Origin of the sequence: Paenalcaligenes sp. (assembly GCF_030152715.1) — a bacterium.
GTDB lineage: Bacteria > Pseudomonadota > Gammaproteobacteria > Burkholderiales > Burkholderiaceae_B > Paenalcaligenes > Paenalcaligenes hermetiae.
The window spans coordinates 20,163-37,897 of the sequence record NZ_JASLIX010000092.1 but is presented as its reverse complement, the minus strand read 5'-3'; the positions used below and the strand labels follow the sequence as shown (position 1 = coordinate 37,897).

Annotated in this window: 20 protein-coding genes; 10 read left to right on the top strand and 10 right to left on the bottom strand. The window is 49.1% G+C overall.

Features of this window, described 5'->3' with window-relative positions; genetic code table 11:
• Nucleotides 1-14 precede the first annotated feature (14 nt).
• The 6 genes from Q1V74_RS07480 (at nt 15) to lipA (ending at nt 4,828) form a co-directional block, all read left to right on the top strand.
• Complete coding sequence (locus Q1V74_RS07480) at nt 15-677, top strand: alpha/beta fold hydrolase (protein WP_300647771.1); 663 nt, start codon at nt 15-17, stop codon at nt 675-677.
• 109 nt (nt 678-786) lie between these two features.
• Complete coding sequence (locus Q1V74_RS07475) at nt 787-1,989, top strand: D-alanyl-D-alanine carboxypeptidase family protein (RefSeq protein WP_300647770.1); 1,203 nt, start codon at nt 787-789, stop codon at nt 1,987-1,989.
• A gap of 29 nt (nt 1,990-2,018) precedes the next feature.
• Nucleotides 2,019-2,888, top strand: a complete 870-nt coding sequence (locus tag Q1V74_RS07470) for a D-amino acid aminotransferase (protein WP_260650268.1) — start codon at nt 2,019-2,021, stop codon at nt 2,886-2,888.
• 4 nt (nt 2,889-2,892) lie between these two features.
• Complete coding sequence (locus Q1V74_RS07465) at nt 2,893-3,165, top strand: DUF493 family protein (RefSeq protein ID WP_300647768.1); 273 nt, start codon at nt 2,893-2,895, stop codon at nt 3,163-3,165.
• Between the two features lie 9 nt (nt 3,166-3,174).
• Nucleotides 3,175-3,849, top strand: a complete 675-nt coding sequence (lipB, locus tag Q1V74_RS07460; RefSeq protein WP_300647767.1) for a lipoyl(octanoyl) transferase LipB — start codon at nt 3,175-3,177, stop codon at nt 3,847-3,849.
• The gene (lipA, locus tag Q1V74_RS07455; RefSeq protein ID WP_260650265.1) at nt 3,842-4,828 is read left to right on the top strand and encodes a lipoyl synthase; all 987 of its coding nucleotides are present in this window, start codon (nt 3,842-3,844) and stop codon (nt 4,826-4,828) included. Before lipB ends, lipA begins: the two co-directional genes overlap by 8 nt.
• Here the strand turns inward: lipA and Q1V74_RS07450 are convergent.
• The 7 genes from Q1V74_RS07450 to rpe all read right to left on the bottom strand — a co-directional run bounded on the left by Q1V74_RS07450 (nt 4,825) and on the right by rpe (nt 11,329).
• Complete coding sequence (locus Q1V74_RS07450) at nt 4,825-5,577, bottom strand: uracil-DNA glycosylase (RefSeq protein WP_300647765.1); 753 nt, start codon at nt 5,575-5,577, stop codon at nt 4,825-4,827. The genes lipA and Q1V74_RS07450 overlap by 4 nt on opposite strands.
• A gap of 21 nt (nt 5,578-5,598) precedes the next feature.
• Nucleotides 5,599-6,390, bottom strand: a complete 792-nt coding sequence (gene trpC, locus Q1V74_RS07445; RefSeq protein ID WP_300647764.1) for an indole-3-glycerol phosphate synthase TrpC — start codon at nt 6,388-6,390, stop codon at nt 5,599-5,601.
• A complete protein-coding gene (gene trpD, locus Q1V74_RS07440; protein ID WP_300647816.1) occupies nt 6,387-7,418 on the bottom strand; it encodes an anthranilate phosphoribosyltransferase in 1,032 nt (343 codons plus the stop codon). Before trpD ends, trpC begins: the two co-directional genes overlap by 4 nt.
• Before the next feature lie 28 nt (nt 7,419-7,446).
• Nucleotides 7,447-8,010 carry an aminodeoxychorismate/anthranilate synthase component II gene (locus Q1V74_RS07435; protein WP_300647763.1) on the bottom strand — a complete coding sequence of 188 codons (564 nt, stop codon included), beginning with the start codon at nt 8,008-8,010 and terminating at the stop codon, nt 7,447-7,449.
• A 62-nt stretch (nt 8,011-8,072) separates the two neighbouring features.
• Nucleotides 8,073-9,590, bottom strand: coding sequence for an anthranilate synthase component I (gene trpE / locus Q1V74_RS07430; protein ID WP_300647761.1), 1,518 nt, complete (start codon nt 9,588-9,590; stop codon nt 8,073-8,075).
• 228 nt (nt 9,591-9,818) lie between these two features.
• Nucleotides 9,819-10,502: a phosphoglycolate phosphatase gene (locus tag Q1V74_RS07425; RefSeq protein ID WP_300647760.1), complete on the bottom strand. Its 684-nt coding sequence runs from the start codon at nt 10,500-10,502 to the stop codon at nt 9,819-9,821.
• Between the two features lie 125 nt (nt 10,503-10,627).
• Complete coding sequence (rpe, locus tag Q1V74_RS07420) at nt 10,628-11,329, bottom strand: ribulose-phosphate 3-epimerase (RefSeq protein WP_300647759.1); 702 nt, start codon at nt 11,327-11,329, stop codon at nt 10,628-10,630.
• Between the two features lie 122 nt (nt 11,330-11,451).
• Here rpe and apaG point away from each other — a divergent pair, with 122 nt between their 5' ends.
• The 4 genes from apaG to Q1V74_RS07400 are packed head-to-tail and all read left to right on the top strand — an operon-like array spanning nt 11,452 to nt 15,130.
• Nucleotides 11,452-11,826, top strand: coding sequence for a Co2+/Mg2+ efflux protein ApaG (gene apaG / locus Q1V74_RS07415; RefSeq protein ID WP_300647758.1), 375 nt, complete (start codon nt 11,452-11,454; stop codon nt 11,824-11,826).
• Nucleotides 11,827-11,838: 12 nt separating this feature from the next.
• Nucleotides 11,839-13,143, top strand: a complete 1,305-nt coding sequence (locus Q1V74_RS07410) for an MltA domain-containing protein (RefSeq protein ID WP_300647756.1) — start codon at nt 11,839-11,841, stop codon at nt 13,141-13,143.
• Nucleotides 13,140-14,327: an FAD-dependent monooxygenase gene (locus tag Q1V74_RS07405; RefSeq protein ID WP_300647755.1), complete on the top strand. Its 1,188-nt coding sequence runs from the start codon at nt 13,140-13,142 to the stop codon at nt 14,325-14,327. The genes Q1V74_RS07410 and Q1V74_RS07405 overlap by 4 nt, the downstream gene beginning before the upstream one ends.
• 50 nt (nt 14,328-14,377) lie before the next feature.
• Entirely contained in the window at nt 14,378-15,130 is a 753-nt protein-coding gene (locus Q1V74_RS07400) for a DsbC family protein (RefSeq protein ID WP_300647753.1), read from the top strand.
• 59 nt (nt 15,131-15,189) lie between these two features.
• On the opposite strand, the gene dhbA is transcribed toward Q1V74_RS07400, so the two are convergent.
• Genes dhbA through Q1V74_RS07385 form a run of 3 tightly spaced genes read right to left on the bottom strand, consistent with a single transcriptional unit; the run spans nt 15,190 to nt 17,708 of the window.
• A complete protein-coding gene (gene dhbA, locus Q1V74_RS07395; RefSeq protein ID WP_300647752.1) occupies nt 15,190-15,954 on the bottom strand; it encodes a 2,3-dihydro-2,3-dihydroxybenzoate dehydrogenase in 765 nt (254 codons plus the stop codon).
• A 3-nt stretch (nt 15,955-15,957) separates the two neighbouring features.
• Nucleotides 15,958-16,605 carry an isochorismatase family protein gene (locus Q1V74_RS07390; protein ID WP_300647751.1) on the bottom strand — a complete coding sequence of 216 codons (648 nt, stop codon included), beginning with the start codon at nt 16,603-16,605 and terminating at the stop codon, nt 15,958-15,960.
• On the bottom strand, nt 16,602-17,708 hold the full coding sequence (locus Q1V74_RS07385) for an isochorismate synthase (protein WP_300647750.1): 1,107 nt from the start codon (nt 17,706-17,708) through the stop codon (nt 16,602-16,604). The genes Q1V74_RS07390 and Q1V74_RS07385 overlap by 4 nt, the downstream gene beginning before the upstream one ends.
• Between the last annotated feature and the right edge of the window lie 27 nt (nt 17,709-17,735).

The window sequence follows — 17,735 nt, the reverse complement described above, 5'->3', positions numbered from 1 at the left end:
ATGGCATTTTAGACATGGAACGTATGCAAACCATTCAATTTCAAGGGCAGGCGGGTAGCATTGATTGTGCGCTCGACTGGCCGACCTCTCCCACCCCCTCTGGTTGGGCGCTTATTTTACACCCACATCCTTTGCACGGTGGCGCCCGTAATAATAAGGTGGTGACCACCATGAGTCGTGCTGCTACACAACTTGGTCTAGTCGCTGTGCGACCCGATTTTCGGGGGGTGGGGAAAAGTGATGGGCAGTTCGATCAAGGGCAAGGGGAAACCTGGGATATGCTCGCCGTGGTAGAGCAGTTCCAAAGCCAGTTTGAATCCCTAGCACAAGGGCATTTTGTGCTAGGTGGGTTTTCTTTTGGTACCTCGGTCGCCGCTCAGCTTTATAGTTTATTGGCGCAACAGCAGCAACGCTTGCCCCAAGCTTTAGTTTTAGCAGGGTGTGCGGTGGAGCGCTTTCGGTTTTTAGAGTCGCTAACTATTCCCACACATACTTATTTGGTGCATGGGGAACAAGATGAAGTGGTGCCGTTGTCAGAAAGCATGAGCTTTGCTCAAGCCCATGATTTAGCCGTTCATGTGATTCCCGAAGCAGGGCATTTTTTCCATGGCAAGCTCATCTTATTGCGAGAGCTCGTATCCGCCCAGTGGCAGCTAGGCTTGCTTAGAAACACTTAGTTGTATTTTGTTTCAGTTTATCGCCTTTACTCTGCGTGAGAATGGGCGCAGACCGTTGTGGCATGCCTATAATGATAAGCATCCCTTTTATAGCTTTACTTCGATAAAAATGACTATGTTCAAATTAGGTCGTGCTTCTTTACGCCGCTATGTCGCGGCCCTAGCGTTGAGCTTTGCTCCGCTGGCTTTGTTTGCACAAGACTCTGGCGCGAGTGTGACGGAGCCTGTGTTTTTAAGTGAGCTTTCTTCTATTCCTGCTCCCACTTTGGGGGCTAAAGCCTGGCTTAGCTTAGATGTAAACAGTGATCAAATCATTGCAACACATAATGCCGATGAGCGCATTGAGCCAGCTTCCTTAACAAAGCTGATGACGGCATATTTGGTGTTTGATGCCCTAGAATCTGGGCGTTTGACATTAGATCAAGAGATCTTGGTATCCGAAAAAGCATGGCGCACCGAAGGTTCGCGTATGTTTTTAAACCCCAACTCCAAAGTAACCGTCCACGAGTTATTACAGGGGGTGATTGTACAATCTGGTAATGATGCCACCGTAGCCTTGGCAGAAGCCATTTCTGGTAGCGAAGAAGCATTTGCCGCGCTCATGAACGAAGAAGGCAAACGCCAAGGCTTAACCAATACGCATTTTGAAAACAGCAGTGGTTTGCCACACCCAGATCATCTTACCACTGTGCGAGACTTGGCAATTCTGGCAAAAAACCTGGTTAAAGATTTCCCCCAGTACTTACACTATTACAGCCAAAAAGAATTTCTATATAACAAAATCAACCAGCCGAATCGCAACCGATTACTTTGGTTGGACAATACAGTAGATGGTTTAAAAACCGGGCACACGAAATCAGCTGGCTATGGGCTGATTACAACAGCGCTACGTGATGGGCGCCGCATTATTACCGTGGTAACAGGGACAGCTAATGATGCCGCTCGTACCGAAGACAGCTTACGGCTTTTAAACTGGAGCTATCAAAATTTTGAAACTGTAGAGCTCTATCAGCCGAATCAGCCAATTGTGACCGCACGCATTTGGGAAGGTGAAACTGATACAGTTGGCTTGGGTTTGAAGCGCTCTGTATGGGTTACGGTTCCACGTGGCCGTAGTAATGACATTAAACCCGTGGCGCATTATACCCAGCCGTTGATCGCACCCGTGGCGCAGGATCAGCAAGTAGGCACCGTCGCATTTAGCCTAGATGATCATATTATTGCTAATGAGCCATTGCAGGCGTTGAACGCTGTGCCCCAAGCCGGCTTTGTTGGGCGTATGATAGACAAAGTCCGTATGTGGTTTAACTAATTCCCCTTTTCTTGTTGGCGAGGTTTTTCATGATTCCAAACGTAGATCCAGACACCATTGTCTTTTTGAATGGCGACTATATGCGCTTAGCCGATGCTAAAGTCTCGGTGTTGGATCGCGGCTTTATTTTCGGTGATGGTATTTACGATGTGGTGCCGGCGTATAAAGGTAAACCCTTTCGTATTGATGAGCACTTAGGTCGATTGGAGCGCAGTTTAAAGCTGATCGATCTTAAGGTGGACTATACCCGCCAAGACTGGGAAAAGCTGGTGATGGATATGTTGGCGCGTGTGGGGCGTGGGCAGGATTGCATGGTGTATTTACATGTTACCCGCGGGCCAGCAAAGCGTGATCATGCTTTCCCTGCACAAAGTACACCAACCATTTTCTGTATGGTCACCCCGTTCGAGCGGCCTACCGTAGCACGAGAAAAGGGCTTGAGTGCGATTGGCGTTCAAGACCTGCGCTGGTTGATGTGTCATATCAAGTCGATCTCCTTGTTGGGGAATGTGCTGGCACGTCAGCAGGCAGTAGAAGCAGGCGTAGACGAGGTCATACAGTTTCGAGATGGCTTTATGACCGAAGGCTCATCGACCAATATTTGGGTAGTAAAAGACGGTGTTTTATTGGCTCCCCCACGTAATCATTTAATTCTTGAGGGGGTACGTTACCGCTTGCTCGAGGACTTAGCCGCCAAGGCGGGGATTCCCTTTGAAGCGCGCCCTATCGCACAAGCCGAGGTCGATACGGCCGATGAGCTTATGCTGAGCTCGGCAACCAAAGAGGTATTGCCCATCGTGCAATACAATGGCAAACCGGTGGGGACAGGGCAGCCTGGTCCTGTATACCAAGCATTACGCGCCGGCTATGATGAGGTGCTCGCTAAGCACGAAGGATAAAACAATGGAAATCAAACCCGAAGACTCCCTAATTGAATACCCTTGCCATTTTCCTATTAAGGTCATGGGCAAAGCGGTGCCCGAATTCGTACAAACCTTAACCGAGGTGGTGCTCGCGCATGATCCAAAATTTGATCCTGCTACAGTAGAAATGCGCCCGAGTGGCAAAGGAAACTATGTAGGGCTCACGTTTCGTGTTTGGGCTACTTCGCGCGAACAGCTTGATAACTTGTATAAAGCATTGCATGGCCATCCACTGGTTTCCATTGTGCTCTAAACGACTGGGATGATACCGCTTTCTGTTCGTCACATCGCTGGCTTGCCGGAGTTTTCTACGGTATGGCAAGCCATGCAGGATTACACTAATGCCCGCACAGCCCAGAGCCCCGATGAAATTTGGTTGCTAGAGCATCCGCCGGTGTATACCTTGGGGCAAGCAGGCAAAAGAGAGCATATATTAAATGCGGCTTCGATTCCCGTGGTACAGACTGATCGTGGTGGTCAGGTCACATACCATGGACCGGGTCAGCTTATCGCTTATTGCTTAATCGATTTACGCCGCCAAGGCCTGTATGTGCGCCAATACGTGGAGAAACTCGAAGACGCCATTATTGCCACCTTAGCTCATTTTGATTTGACGGCAGTGCGTAAACCGGGAGCGCCTGGGGTGTATGTGTTAGGGCAGTCAGTAAAAAATGCCCTTTACGCTGCTGATGAATTGGTGAAGATTGCAGCCTTGGGTGTTAAAATAAGAAATGGTCGCTCCTATCATGGTTTATCGCTTAATGTAAACATGGATTTGCGTCCTTTTGATGGCATCAATCCATGTGGTTATGCCGGCTTAGGCACCACTGATATGCGTTCGTGTGGGCAAATTATCCCGTTAGATCAGGTGGCTCACGTCTTGTCTTTACAGCTAAAACAGCAATTTAGCGCAACCACTGAAAACGCTTATGAATAACGTTACTCCTCCTAAACCTACTGTGCGTCCGCGCGATTACGATCCTACTCGTAAACAAAAAGCCGAAGACAAAACCTCGCGCCTACCGATCAAAATCGTTCAAACGGAACGCCTCAAAAAACCGGATTGGATCCGCGTTAAAGCGGCTGCACCTAGCTCGCGTTTTTATGATATTAAAACCATTTTGCGCGAACGAAATCTTTATACGGTTTGCGAAGAAGCCTCTTGTCCTAATATTGGCGAATGCTTTGGTAAAGGTACGGCAACGTTTATGATTATGGGGGATAAGTGCACCCGTCGTTGCCCATTCTGTGATGTGGGACATGGTCGTCCCGACCCGCTTGATACAGAAGAACCTATTAACTTAGCCAAAGCAATTGGTGCCATGCGTTTATCCTATGTGGTGGTCACCTCTGTAGACCGTGATGACTTACGCGATGGCGGTGCGGCGCATTTTGCGGAATGTATCGCCAAAGTCCGCGAACATTCTCCACACACCACCATCGAGGTCTTAGTGCCCGATTTTCGTGGGCGTTTAGATCGGGCATTGGATATTTTTGAGCAAACACCCCCCGATGTGATGAACCATAACCTCGAAACGGTGCCGCGCTTATATAAGCAAGCCCGTCCCGGTGCAGATTATGAACACTCGTTAAAGCTGCTCTCTGATTTCAAAGCTCGTTGCCCAGATGTGCCAACAAAATCTGGCCTGATGGTAGGGCTTGGGGAAACCAACGAGGAAATCCTCGAGGTAATGCGTGACTTACGTAAACACAATGTCGATATGTTGACCATTGGTCAGTATTTGCAGCCCTCTGAACACCATTTACCTGTGTTGCGTTACGTCACCCCAGACGAGTTTACATACCTAGAGGAACAAGCCTATGCCATGGGCTTTACGCATGCAGCCATTGGTGCCATGGTGCGTTCGTCTTATCATGCGGATCAACAAGCCGAAGCGGCTGGGGTAGTGGCTTAGAACCAGTTAATTGGCGTTTGGCCTTGTTGTTCTAGCCACTGATTGCAGGCTTTGAAATGCCCACATCCAATAAAGGGTGTGGGTTTTCTTTTGGCAGAAAGGGGCGAGGGGTGGTTCGCATGCAAAGACAAAACAGGACCGCTAGCGTGAGCATCCACCAAGGGTTGCTTGGCTTGAGCATGGTTACCCCATAGCATAAAAACTTTTGGGGTGGGGTAGCTTAGAATGTGTTCAAGGATACCGTCACTAATGTATTCCCAGCCTTTGTTGGCATGAGATGCCGCTTTACCGTCCTCTACTGTGAGCGAGGTGTTGAGCAGCAATACGCCCTGTTGTGCCCATGGTGTCAGGTCATGGCGCGGGGGGTGGTTAGCGTATTCGGGGTATTCGAGATGGAGCTCTTCGTAAATATTACGTAAGCTTGGTGGACAAGGCACATAGTCTGGCACTGAAAAAGCAAGACCTTGGGCTTGGCCCGGGCCGTGGTAAGGGTCTTGGCCTAAGATAACGACTTTAATGTCTTCGGGCTGACAAAGCGTTAGCGCATAAAAAGGGTTAGCTGGGTAGATCACAGCACCAGCCGCTAAACGCTGCTTGAGCCAATGGTCCAGAAGCTGAAGTTTAGACTGCAGGGGCTCTTGCTGAAGCACCTGCTGCCACGAAGAAGACAATGCCGCAACCAAAGGCTGAAGGGAGCCGGTGAGTTGATTAAGCGTTTCTGGCTGATCGAGCAGCCCTAGTTGTTGCATGTGCATAGGGGATACGAGTGTTTAGTTAAAAAACAATTGTTCCAATGCCACCCCTGGGTCGGGCTGGCGCATAAAAGCCTCACCCACTAAAAACGCGTTCACATCATGATCGCGCATGGTTTTTACGTCTTCAGCATTAAGAATACCACTTTCTGTGATGACTAGCTTGTCTTCAGGCACTAAGTGAAGCAAATCAATGGTGTTTTGAATACTGGTCTCAAAGCTACGCAGATTTCGGTTGTTAATCCCCAATAGTGTGCTTTTCATGTTTAAGGCGGTTTCTAATTCAGCTTGGTCATGCACCTCGACCAAAACATCCATACCGAGCTCATGAGCTAGGCTTTCAAATTCTAAAAGCTGATTAAGACTGAGCGCAGCGACGATAAGCAAAATACAATCCGCACCAATGGCCCGAGCATGAATGATTTGGTATGGGTCAATCATAAAATCCTTACGGAGTACGGGCAAAGCACACGCGGCACGGGCTTGGCGTAAATGATCGTAGGAGCCTTGAAAGTACTGCATATCCGTAAGTACAGAAAGACATGCAGCACCATGAGCGGCATAAGAGGTAGCAATTTCAGTGGGATTGAAATTTTCACGGATCACGCCTTTGGATGGTGAGGCTTTTTTGACCTCGGCAATCACGGCGGGCTGGTTTTGGCTAATTTTATATTTAAGAGCTCGTGCAAACCCACGTACATCTTTGCGACTTTTTGCTTCGCGTAATACGTCAGATTCGCTGCGTAGCTGGCGTGCTGCAGCGACTTCTTCTTTTTTGGTTTGGAGGATTTTTGCGAGAATATCGTTCATGCCTTTAATTTCCGAGTGTACGTACAAAATTCATCAAGTTTGGCGCGCGCTGCACCACTAGCAATGGTTTCAAAAGCTATCTTTAGACCGGCCTCAATAGAGTCGCAGCCATTGCCTGCGTAAATAGCTAAGCCAGCATTAAATGCCACGATATCACGAGCCGTGCCAGGGGTGTTGGCAAGCGCTTCTTTTATCATTTGTGCGGACTCTTCGCTGGAGTTCACTCGAATACTACGGTTTGAACTCATCGCCATCCCAAAGTCCTCGGGGTGGATTTCGTATTCGTAGACGCGGTCGTCCTTGAGCTCACCCACCATAGTGGCAGCCCCTGTAGAGGCCTCGTCCATGCCGTCTTTACCATGTACGATCAGTACATGCTTGGCTCCTAAACGTTGCATAGCGCGTACTTGAATACCAACCAAGTCAGGGTGAAAAACCCCCATTAGCTGGTTGGCTGCACGTGCCGGATTAGTTAATGGCCCTAGTATATTAAAAATGGTGCGTACCCCCAACTCTTTGCGTACAGCGGCGATGTTTTTCATCGCGGAGTGGTGGGCAGGGGCAAACATGAACCCAATACCGATATCTTCGATACTTTGAGCAACCTGTTCTGGATGTAAATCGAGGTTTGCACCGAGCGTTTCTAATACATCGGCACTACCCGAAGAAGAGGAAGCGCTGCGCCCCCCATGCTTAGCGACTTTGACACCGGCGGCAGCTACGACAAACATTGCCGCTGTGGAGATATTAAACGTGTTGCTACCATCACCCCCTGTGCCACACATATCTAAGAGATTATCTGGATCGTGGGCCTCAACGGGTAGCGCAAATTCGCGCATGACTTCGGCCGCGGCGGCGATTTCACCAATAGTTTCTTTTTTAACACGTAAGCCCATGAGTAAAGCACTCGCCATCACGGGTGACATTTCTCCGCGCATCAGCATACGCATTAAATGGAGCATTTCGTCATGGAAAATTTCGCGGTGTTCAATACAGCGAACTAAGGCTTCAGTAGGTGTGATGGTAATGGTTTTGTCTTGTTTCATGGCAGGTCTCTTATTGATTCAGAAAGTTTTTGAGAAGCTGGTGGCCGTGTTCACTCAAAATGGACTCAGGGTGAAACTGTACCGCACTAATGGGCAGTGTTTTATGACGTAGCCCCATGATCTCACCATCGGCGGTTTGTGCGGTGATCTCAAGGCATTCCGGTAACTGGCTCGCGTCTACAGCTAAAGAGTGGTAACGCGTGACGGTCATTGGGCTTGGTAAGCCGACAAATACGTCTTGCTGTTGGTGGGTGATAGGGGAGACTTTGCCGTGCATAATTTCTTTGGCGTGAATGACTTTACCGCCAAAGGCTTGGGCAATGGCTTGATGACCTAGGCAGACGCCCAAAATGGGTTTTTTCCCTGCAAAATAATTGATGACCTCTAGTGTGATACCGGCGCTATCCGGGTTGCCGGGCCCAGGAGAAAGACAAATATAGTCAGGGTTTAGGGCTTCAATATCAGCAATGCTGCACTGGTCATTACGAGCGACAGTAACTGGCATCCCCAGTTCTTCAAAGTACTGAACCAGGTTATAGGTAAAAGAGTCGTAGTTATCGAGCATAAACAACATGATGGAATCCTTATGAGTATAGAAGGCTGGCATAGAGGGCATGAAGCCCTCGGGGTGTTCCCTTAAATGGGTTCGTCTAAGCCAAACTGCACTTGTTCGGCAGCGCGTAATAGCGCGCGGGCTTTGGCTTCCGTTTCTTGCCATTCGGCTTCAGGATTCGAGTCCGCCACGATGCCGGCGGCGGCTTGTACATGTAACATACCGTCTTGGATAACACCTGTGCGAATCGCAATGGCTAAATCCATTTCACCGGTGTAGCTAAGGTAACCCGCTGCTCCCCCATAGATACCGCGACGCACAGGCTCAAGCTCATCAATGATCTGCATAGCGCGTACTTTAGGTGCTCCGGTTAAGGTACCAGCGGGGAAACTGGCTTTGAGTACATCCATATTGCTCATATCGTCTTTAAGCTCACCACGTACATTCGAGACCAAGTGTTGAACATGGGAATAACGCTCGATACTCATCGTATCGCTGACCTCAACAGTGCCAGGCTTAGCAATACGTCCAATGTCATTACGTGCTAAATCAATGAGCATGACGTGTTCGGCGCGCTCTTTGGGATCCGCTTGCAGTTCAGCGGCGAGCTGTGCGTCTTCTTCTGGGGTGGCACCCCGTTTACGGGTACCGGCGAGTGGACGGATAGTGACATATTGTTTTTCTTGGCCTTGCTCTACCACTTGCTCGCGGCGCACGAGAATTTCCGGGGAAGACCCCACCACCTGAAAATCATCAAAATTCCAGAAATACATGTAAGGTGAAGGGTTAAGCGAGCGAAGAGCGCGGTATAAAGAAAGTGGCGCATCACGAAAAGGCTTGGTGATGACTTGCCCAATTTGTACTTGCATGACTTCGCCATCTGTAATGTATTGTTTTGCCTGGGCAACCGCCGCTAAATAATCCGCTTTTTTGAAATTGCGCTGCTCAAAGGTCTCCATGCTGGCGTAGGCATAAGGGATAGTGACCGGATGACGCAGCTTTTCGCGTAAATCGCGTAGACGACGGCGGGCTTTGGTGTAGCTTTCGGGTTCATTTGGGTCAGCGTACACAATTAAGTACGTGCGCCCAGCCAAATTATCCACGATGACGAGCTCGTCGATATGCATCAGCATGATATCGGGCGTACCCGTTTGACCGTCGGGAAAGGGCTTGGTGTTGACCCCTAAAGAAGGCTCGATGTGGCGGACAGTATCATAGCCAAAATAGCCTGCTAGCCCACCGCAAAAACGTGGCATTCCTGGACGTAAGGCCACCTTAAAGCGTTGTTGATATTGTTCAATAAAATCGAGGGGGTTGCCTTCCACCGTTTCTACTACCTGACCAGCGTGAAGGACTTCGGTGGTGGTGCCAGTGGCACGAATCACGGTTTTAGCGGGAAGCCCGATAAAAGAGTAACGCCCGAATTGCTCTCCTCCAATTACTGACTCCATCAAGCAACTATTGGCACCATGTTCGCTGCTGTTATGAGCGAGTTTTAGGTAAATAGAAAGCGGAGTGTCTAAGTCGGCATAGGTTTCAATAATTAAGGGAATGCGGTTAAAACCTTGGGCAGCGAGTGCTTTAAATTCGATTTCTGTCATAGCTAAGGCCTACTGAGGTGGTTAAACGTTACCAAGAGCCGAGCTATGCATACAAAAAAGCCCAGCTCTAAACGAGTTCCGGGCTTTTTAGGGCGCGTGTTGTGCAAAAGTACCGCTATTAGTGCATGATCAACACGGGCGAGAATACAGCTGACCCGGAACCCAAACGCCACCAGCGCCAATAGGCGCCATAGATGGAGTAAGAGTTACGGTTCAGTTGCATAGGTATTAATGTCCTTTAGGTTGAGCCGCCCATTGAGCAGCTTCACTGATATTGGAAACTATACCATCACAATCGAGATTTTGCACACTTTCGCCCTCGTTATAGCCGTAGGGCACGATCAGTACATCAATGCCAGCCTCACGTGCGGCGATGCTGTCATTGCTGGAATCCCCAATAACTAAGGCCTCTGCCGGAGTTACGCCGAGTTTTTCGCACGCATAAAGGAAAGGCATAGGATGTGGTTTTTTTTCTTCACATGTGTTGCCACCAACCAGACAGGTAAAGTAATGATCAATACCCACATGTTGAATTAAAGCTGGGACAAACTCGATAGGCTTATTGGTCACGATGGCAAGCTGGCAACCCGCTGCTTGAAAAGCGTCCAGTCCCTCTTTAACACCATCAAATAAGGTAGAGCTTGGCTGTTGGAGTTGAAGATCATAGTGCTTAGCAAACAGCTCTCGGCCTTTTTGGTAGTCTTCGGGAGCAGGGGCGGGGGCGTCGGTCAGTTCATTTAACGCTAGCCAGATCAAGTGATCCATTCCTTTGCCCAAAAAAGTACTGATTTTTTGAGGGCTGAGTGTAGGGTGCCCCATTTCTTCGAGCATGTGATTGACGGCTTGGGCAATATCAGGGATAGAGTCAACTAATGTGCCATCTAAATCAAATAGCACAGCACGATAACGCATGAACAAACTCCTGAGAGATGAATGAATAGCTAATAGTGTACCTTGCTAATTTTTAGCTTCGATAATAGGCGCATGAGTCAGGTCAGCGAGCCAGTGATGATTTGTGAGACGCGTGACTGGCTGATCTAAGCCGACATGCTATCAGCGTAAGTGATTTCCTGACGCATAGCAGTAATTTGTTCAGCGTAGTTTTGTTTGCCAAAAATCGCTGACCCCGCTACAAAAGCATCTGCGCCGGCCTGACGAATAGCGCGGATATTTTGCGTTGTGACTCCACCGTCGACTTGTAAACGGATTGGTTGCCCCCCTTGATCGACCCATTGATCAATGCGAACACGGGCATGGCGAATTTTATCTAAGGTGGTTGGTATAAACGACTGCCCCCCAAAGCCAGGATTGACTGACATAAGCAGGATCAGGTCGACTTTATCCATGAGGTAGTCCAAATAATGAAGAGGTGTACCAGGGTTAAAAACCAGTCCGGCCTTACAGCCGTGATCACGGATCAGCGCAAGCGTGCGATCAGGGTGACGTGAAGCTTCGGGGTGAAAGCTGATTAGATTCGCTCCAGCCTTTGCAAATGGCGCGATCAGACTATCCACAGGCTCTACCATGAGATGGGCATCAATAGGCGCATCCGTATAAGGACGGATCGCCGCACAGACCATGGGGCCAAAGCTCAGGTTAGGCACGTAATGGTTATCCATCACGTCAAAATGAATCCAATCAGCGCCCGCGGCAATTACCTGACGTACTTCGTCGCCCAGACGAGCAAAATCGGCAGCGAGAATACTGGGGGCAATAATAGCTGGTTGTATGTGAGACATAGTGATAGGGTGATAAAAATCAAAGGTACAATGGGCACAGACGATGAGAATTTCACTCTGCTGTGGTGTAATACATATCATGCATTGTAAACAGCAATTAGACATGGAGCGAGCTTATTTCTATGCAGCCTGACGATATTGTAGTCACTGTTACCCCCCACTATCTGCCTGATCAGTCTGAGCCCAGCCAGCAACGTTTTTTGTTCGCTTATCATGTGCAAATACGTAATAATGGCACACAAGCCGCACAACTGATCAGTCGTCATTGGGTCATCACGGACGCTCAACAGCGCGTACAAGAGGTGCGAGGCTTAGGGGTGATTGGCAAACAGCCCTTGATTGCTCCTGGTGATGCTTTTGAATACACCAGCGCTTGCCCTTTACCTACCCCACTTGGCACCATGAAAGGAGCATTTCATTTTGTGGGAGAAAACGGGGTGCCTTTTGATGTGCCGATTGCTGAGTTTGTGTTGGCTATGCCTCGAACCTTGCATTAATCTGAGATAACGATGACAGCATTAAGAAATTTTAGTTTAGGTTTGATCGCGGTACTGCTTTCTGCTTGCTCTACTACGACTTCAGACTCAACTCGACCTGTGGGGCTAGGGGGTGTACACGCTCCCAAAACTGATATTGCGACTCAACCTTTACAGGTGCCTGATTTAACCCAACTGCCAGAAACCCCAGTACGCCCTTTGGTGGGCAAATACCAGGCGGTACAGTGGGGGGCATTACCGGGCTGGGCAAATGACGACTTGCAGCACGTTTGGAAAGGTTTCATCAATAATTGTAAAGGGTTGATGCGGCCAGTCAGTGGCTCGTTGGCCATGCCCGCGCGTGCAGCGCCTAGAGCGTGGCAGCCAGTTTGTTTGGCGGCGCACAACAGTGGTATTCGCCCTGATAGCAATGATACCCAACGTATACGTCAGTTTTTAGAAACGCATTTACAACCTTGGCGTTTACTCGATGCCAATGGGAAGATCGCAAAAAATACAGTGACGGGCTATTACGAACCATTAATTCGCGCTTCAAAACGTCAGCACGGGCCTTATCAATGGCCGCTCTATGCGGTGCCTAATGATTTGTTAACCATCGATCTAGGTGGCTTATATCCAGAGTTAGCCGGCAAGCGTATACGTGGCAAAATCGTAGATGGTAATCGCGTCGTCCCTTATGACACCCGCGGGGAAATTACCGCTAACCCAGCTCGTCAACCAAAAGTATTAGTGTGGGCCGATGATCCGGTCGAGGCGTTTTTCTTACAAATCCAAGGGTCCGGGCGGGCGGTGCTGGATACAGGAGCCGCAGTGCGTTTGGCTTATGGCGACCACAATGGGCACCCCTATAGTTCTATTGGTAAGTGGCTCGCCGACCAAGGGGAGCTCCCGTTGGCACAAACCTCGATGCAAAATATAAAAAAATGGGCAAAAGAGAATCCACATCGGGTGCACGAGATGCTCAATGTGAATAAGGCCATGGTATTTTTCAATGAGGAAACCATTACTGATCCATTATTAGGCCCTAAAGGCGCTTACGGTATTCCTTTGATTGCGGAGCGAGCTGTAGCGGTGGATCCAACCTTTGTGCCTTTAGGTGCACCGGTGTATTTGGCGACCACCTACCCAGGTACACAGCAGCCATTACGTAAACTGGTTTTTGCCCAAGATACGGGGGCGGCGATTAAAGGGGCGGCGCGCACGGATTTTTATTGGGGCACGGGCGATCAAGCCGGTGCACAGGCTGGCAAAATGAAACAAACCGGAGAAATGTGGGTGTTATGGCCTAAACAGGCTGGCGCTCCAAGTGCACGATGACACAACAATCCATTCTTGTTTGCGGGGGCGGGATTGCCGGTATGGCTACCGCTCTGGGTTTAAAAAAAGCCAATTTTGCGGTGCAGTTATTAGCACCTGCTTATACTCCTTGGGGTTTAGCTTCTCATCAATATCATCCGCGCGTCTATGCACTATCAGCGACCAGTCGTGCTTTTTTAGAGCGACTGGGGGTATGGAGCCTGATGCGAGCAGAGCGCATCACCGCCGTCGAAGGGATGGAGCTATATGGCGACGGTGATGGTTTTATGCAGCTGGATGCATGGCAAAACGCGCAGTCTGATTTGACGTGGATTGTAGAATCCGGCGAAATGGAGCGCGTGTTACATCAGGCGCTACAGGTCTATAACGTACCATGGAAAACAGACCTATTTGCACGTTTGAGCCCTAAAGGGGTGGTGACAGCTTCAGGTGCTGAATTGCCCGCTGATCTTATTATTGGCGCGGATGGAGCGCGCTCGCAGGTTCGAGGGGCAGCTCATATTAACCATGACTGTAAACCCTACGGCTATAGTGGGGTTGTGGCGCATTTGAATGCTAGTCTGCCTCATCAACATGTGGCGTATCAGTGGTTCACTGGGGATGCGGTGTTGGCTTTGTTGCCCATGCCTGATACCGATCAAGGGCCACAGGTATCTATGGTGTGGTCCGTAAAACAAGATCAAGCGGATGCTTTTATGGCAATGGACGAGGCCGCTCAAGCTCAGCATATACAGTCTTATATCAGTGCGTTGAGTCAGTACCGGTTGGGCACATTATCGTTGCGTAGCCAGCCGTTTGCTTTTCCTCTTACCTTAGAGCGTAGTGACATGATTGCACCTAAAGTGGCTTTGGTTGGGGATGCGGCTCATCGGGTGCATCCTTTGGCAGGGCAAGGGCTAAATTTAGGTTTAGCTGATGTCGAGGAACTTATTCGTGTTTTAGTAGACAAACCCTCTTATCAGTCCGTAGGGGAGCTACGTGTATTAGAGCGTTACCGACGCGTACGCTCCGAGCCGATTCTAGCCATGCGTTGGGTAACACATGGATTACATCAGCTCTTTGCTTTGCCGGGGGCGCCTGCGGCGTTAATACGCAATGTGGGTATGAACGTAGTTGATAAGCTTCCTTTTGTTAAGCGTCATTTAATCGCGGGAGCGGCGGGTAAAACCTCTGGACTATTTTAATTTTAATGATTTAACGGCCTAATACAGGCAAAAACAAAGCAGGAGTCAGAATGAAATTGCGTTTTGTCGCAGCGACGGTTGCGTGTGCTGTGGGAATGGTGGGGGGGAATGTCTGGGCACAATCTCAGTCGGCAACGGTATCTGCGGCGGTATTAGAGCAGGCCAAAAAACGCTTTGAGACCGAGTTCAATGGCATTGTGATTGACGAGGTTTCGCCCACTCCATTCCAAGATATTTTAGAACTACGTTTGGGTAATGATGTGCTTTACACGAATCCGAATGTAGATTTTGTGTTGCAAGGCTCATTGGTGGATGTAAAAACCCGTACTGATTTAACTGCTCAGCGTATCGAGGAGCTCAATCGAGTCGACTTTGCCCAGTTGCCTTTAGATAATGCAATTAAAATGGTCAAAGGTGATGGCAGTCAAAAAATCGCTGTGTTTGAGGACCCGAACTGTATTTATTGCAAACGTCTCCACCAAACTTTAGACGAAATCGATAACATTACTGTGTACTCGTTTTTATTTCCTATATTAACCCCTGATTCGCGTACAAAATCTGAGCATGTATGGTGTGCCGATGATCGGGCGGCAACGTGGTCTGCTTGGATGAAAGACAATAAAAAACCAGCAGAGAAAACTTGCGATACCCCCATTGATGCAATCCTAGAGTTTGGTATGAAACTAGGGGTACAAGGCACACCAGCGATTTTCTTTGAGGACGGTTCGCGTGCCAATGGCTGGTTGCCTGCGGATCAGTTAAAAGCTCGACTAGCAGACGCAGCTAAAAATTTAGAAAAATAAGTCTTTCAGTTATCGCCGAGGCGTAAATAACTCAGGGAATGGTCGGTGCTACCATATGATTAACTATCTAAAGTAGCACCACCATCGATACGTAGATCGTGCAATGTAATGTGAGCGGCAGCATCGCTTAACAAAAAAAGTACGCCTTGTGCGATATCTTTTGGCGTGGCGATTTTTTGTAATGGTATGCCTAAACGAAAATCTTTCGCATTCCCAGCGATAACGGTTTGTTGGCTACTGCCTTGTTGCCACATGGCTTGTTGCATGGGGGTATCGGTTGACCCTGGTGAAACAATATTGACCCGTATTCCCAAAGGCGCTAATTCTAGCCCTAAGCATTTAGCAAACTGAGTGGTCGCCGCTTTAGAGGCGGCATAAGCCCCCATATTGATGCGGGGGGTGGTGGCGGCATTTGAGCTAATAATGACAATAGCGCCTTGTTGACGCGAGCGCATTTGCGCGGCAACCGGCTGACAAAATAAAAAAACGCCTTGGGTATTGACCGCAAACACGTCCTGCCACTGCGCTAAGCTCAGCGTATGTCCATATCCCATCTGCAATACGCCGGCCGCGCAGATCAACGTATCGATGGTTTGCTGGGCAAGCAAATCCGCTAAAAAGCGTTGCACGGCTGGGGCATCACGTATATCTAAATCCTGACAATAGAGCTGGTTTGGGTATTGTTGCTGTAACGATGCTAACGCGGATGTATTTTTATCAACGGCCCATACCGTGTGTTGCTGAGCGAGCAGCTGCGCACAAATTTCTGCGCCAATACCGCTTCCCGCTCCGGTGATTAAAATGGTTTTTTGAATAGCGCTCATGTTTTACTCCTGGATTTGAGTCAGTGCCGTGGCGGTATTCAGACTGACACCGCAGCGCTGTGAAACATGGTCAATAGCCATTTGATGTTCGGCCGCACTAAAGTCTGCGGTTGCATCCAAAATAAAAAAAGACTGAATGTCTCGCATAAACGCATCGAGTGCTGTGGTCATGCAGCCAATATGAGCATAAATGCCGGTAATGATGAGCTGGTCACGCCCCCGTTGAGCGAGCTGTTCTTGGAAATCAGACCGCACAAAAGCACTGTAACGCCATTTGGTTAATAGGATATCGTCAGCAGCGGGATGCAGAGCATCGATAATAGGTTGCTCTGCTTGAAAGTGGGGAGCCGTTACACCCGAGCCCCAAAAATCATTTAAAAGCGCGCGGTCTTTAGGGTCTTGATCTTTGGGTTGAGCGGTATAGAAAACGGGAATGCCTGCTTGTTTGCATGCCTGATATAAGGCCTGCGTGTTTTTGATTAGCTCAGGAATAGGCGCCTGATCCATATTGTATTTCTTTAAAAAATAATACTGCATATCATGGATTAATAAGGCTGCCCGCTGTGGTTGTATGGTCCAATTCACGCGATTGGGGCGTGTGCTGTTGGGCATGGGGTAGCTAGGGATAGCGGCAATGGTTTTTTCTGTCATTGGGTAATTCCTTGTTGAATTTGTTCGTCAGGGATCTGTAACGCATTGAGCATAGTGCGTAACTTGTTCCCTGTTTCGATGCGTTCGGCTTGTGCGCCAGAGCCAATCACGATGCCTGCTCCTGCAGAAAGACGTAATTGTTGGTTTTGATAGTGCGCACAACGAATGGCAACCGCCCATTCGCCATCACCCGCCTGATTCATCCAGCCGACTGCTCCTGCAAAAAAGCCACGGTGTTCAGATTCGATGCTTTCGATAAGATCGCGTGCTAATAAAGTGGGGTGACCACATACGGCGGGGGTGGGATGCACAGCCAAAGCCAAAGTCAACGCATCTGCATATGGTGATTTGAGTTCACCATGAATTTCTGTAGATAAATGCCACAACGTTGCGGTAGACACCAAGCTAGGGGTTGTCGCGGCCGTTAAGTGATCACAAAAAGGACTTAGGGCTTCTAAAATATTTTCAATAACAATGGCATGCTCATGCCGGTCTTTGGCAGAAGCTTGAAGCTGCTGGGCAATGCGTTGGTCTTGTTCTGGGTCTGCTAAGTCGCGCAGAGCGGTACCTGCTAAGGGATTCAGATAAACACGGTTTGCCTGCTTGCGTAGCAGCAGTTCTGGGCTGGCTCCCAAAAAGGTAGCTGGGTCAGTACTGTTGTCTAAAGGAATGGCATAGGTATAACCCTTTGGATTTTTTTGCCACAGGGCATCTAAAAGCGCTGTACGATCTAAGGCCTGCGAGAGCTGCAAATCCAAGTGTCGAGCCATGACCAATTTTTGTAATGGCGGGGTTTGCTGTAATGCGGCCAGAGCCTGCTCAACCTGTTTTTCAAAGACAGCGGCGGTTGGGCGGGCTTGGATATGCTGGATGGCGGTGGAGGCGTAAGTGGTGTTTTTTGCATAGGAATAGCCTTTAGTGTAATGGGCCTGCTCGGGGATAAGCAGCTGGGCGGGCTGGTTAGTATTAAAGGGCAGCAAACCCACCATGTACTCGACCTCAGGGTGTGCCCGCAGTAGTTGCCGTGCCTGTTGGGTGAGCAGTCCAGAGGCATTAGTAAAAAACAGACGTTTTTTGCTACCGTAAGTTAATAAGGTGCCCATGGGGCTTGCAAATAAGGCACTGTGTGG

Coding starts and splice junctions, on each gene's coding strand:
- Q1V74_RS07480 (WP_300647771.1), top strand. CDS start 15: ATGGAACGTATGCAAACCATTCAATTTCAAGGGCAGGCGGGTAGCATT.
- Q1V74_RS07475 (WP_300647770.1), top strand. CDS start 787: ATGACTATGTTCAAATTAGGTCGTGCTTCTTTACGCCGCTATGTCGCG.
- Q1V74_RS07470 (WP_260650268.1), top strand. CDS start 2,019: ATGATTCCAAACGTAGATCCAGACACCATTGTCTTTTTGAATGGCGAC.
- Q1V74_RS07465 (WP_300647768.1), top strand. CDS start 2,893: ATGGAAATCAAACCCGAAGACTCCCTAATTGAATACCCTTGCCATTTT.
- lipB (WP_300647767.1), top strand. CDS start 3,175: ATGATACCGCTTTCTGTTCGTCACATCGCTGGCTTGCCGGAGTTTTCT.
- lipA (WP_260650265.1), top strand. CDS start 3,842: ATGAATAACGTTACTCCTCCTAAACCTACTGTGCGTCCGCGCGATTAC.
- Q1V74_RS07450 (WP_300647765.1), bottom strand. CDS start 5,577: ATGCAACAACTAGGGCTGCTCGATCAGCCAGAAACGCTTAATCAACTC.
- trpC (WP_300647764.1), bottom strand. CDS start 6,390: ATGAACGATATTCTCGCAAAAATCCTCCAAACCAAAAAAGAAGAAGTC.
- Q1V74_RS07435 (WP_300647763.1), bottom strand. CDS start 8,010: ATGTTGTTTATGCTCGATAACTACGACTCTTTTACCTATAACCTGGTT.
- trpE (WP_300647761.1), bottom strand. CDS start 9,590: ATGACAGAAATCGAATTTAAAGCACTCGCTGCCCAAGGTTTTAACCGC.
- Q1V74_RS07425 (WP_300647760.1), bottom strand. CDS start 10,502: ATGCGTTATCGTGCTGTGCTATTTGATTTAGATGGCACATTAGTTGAC.
- rpe (WP_300647759.1), bottom strand. CDS start 11,329: ATGTCTCACATACAACCAGCTATTATTGCCCCCAGTATTCTCGCTGCC.
- apaG (WP_300647758.1), top strand. CDS start 11,452: ATGCAGCCTGACGATATTGTAGTCACTGTTACCCCCCACTATCTGCCT.
- Q1V74_RS07410 (WP_300647756.1), top strand. CDS start 11,839: ATGACAGCATTAAGAAATTTTAGTTTAGGTTTGATCGCGGTACTGCTT.
- Q1V74_RS07405 (WP_300647755.1), top strand. CDS start 13,140: ATGACACAACAATCCATTCTTGTTTGCGGGGGCGGGATTGCCGGTATG.
- Q1V74_RS07400 (WP_300647753.1), top strand. CDS start 14,378: ATGAAATTGCGTTTTGTCGCAGCGACGGTTGCGTGTGCTGTGGGAATG.
- dhbA (WP_300647752.1), bottom strand. CDS start 15,954: ATGAGCGCTATTCAAAAAACCATTTTAATCACCGGAGCGGGAAGCGGT.
- Q1V74_RS07390 (WP_300647751.1), bottom strand. CDS start 16,605: ATGACAGAAAAAACCATTGCCGCTATCCCTAGCTACCCCATGCCCAAC.
- Q1V74_RS07385 (WP_300647750.1), bottom strand. CDS start 17,708: ATGGGCACCTTATTAACTTACGGTAGCAAAAAACGTCTGTTTTTTACT.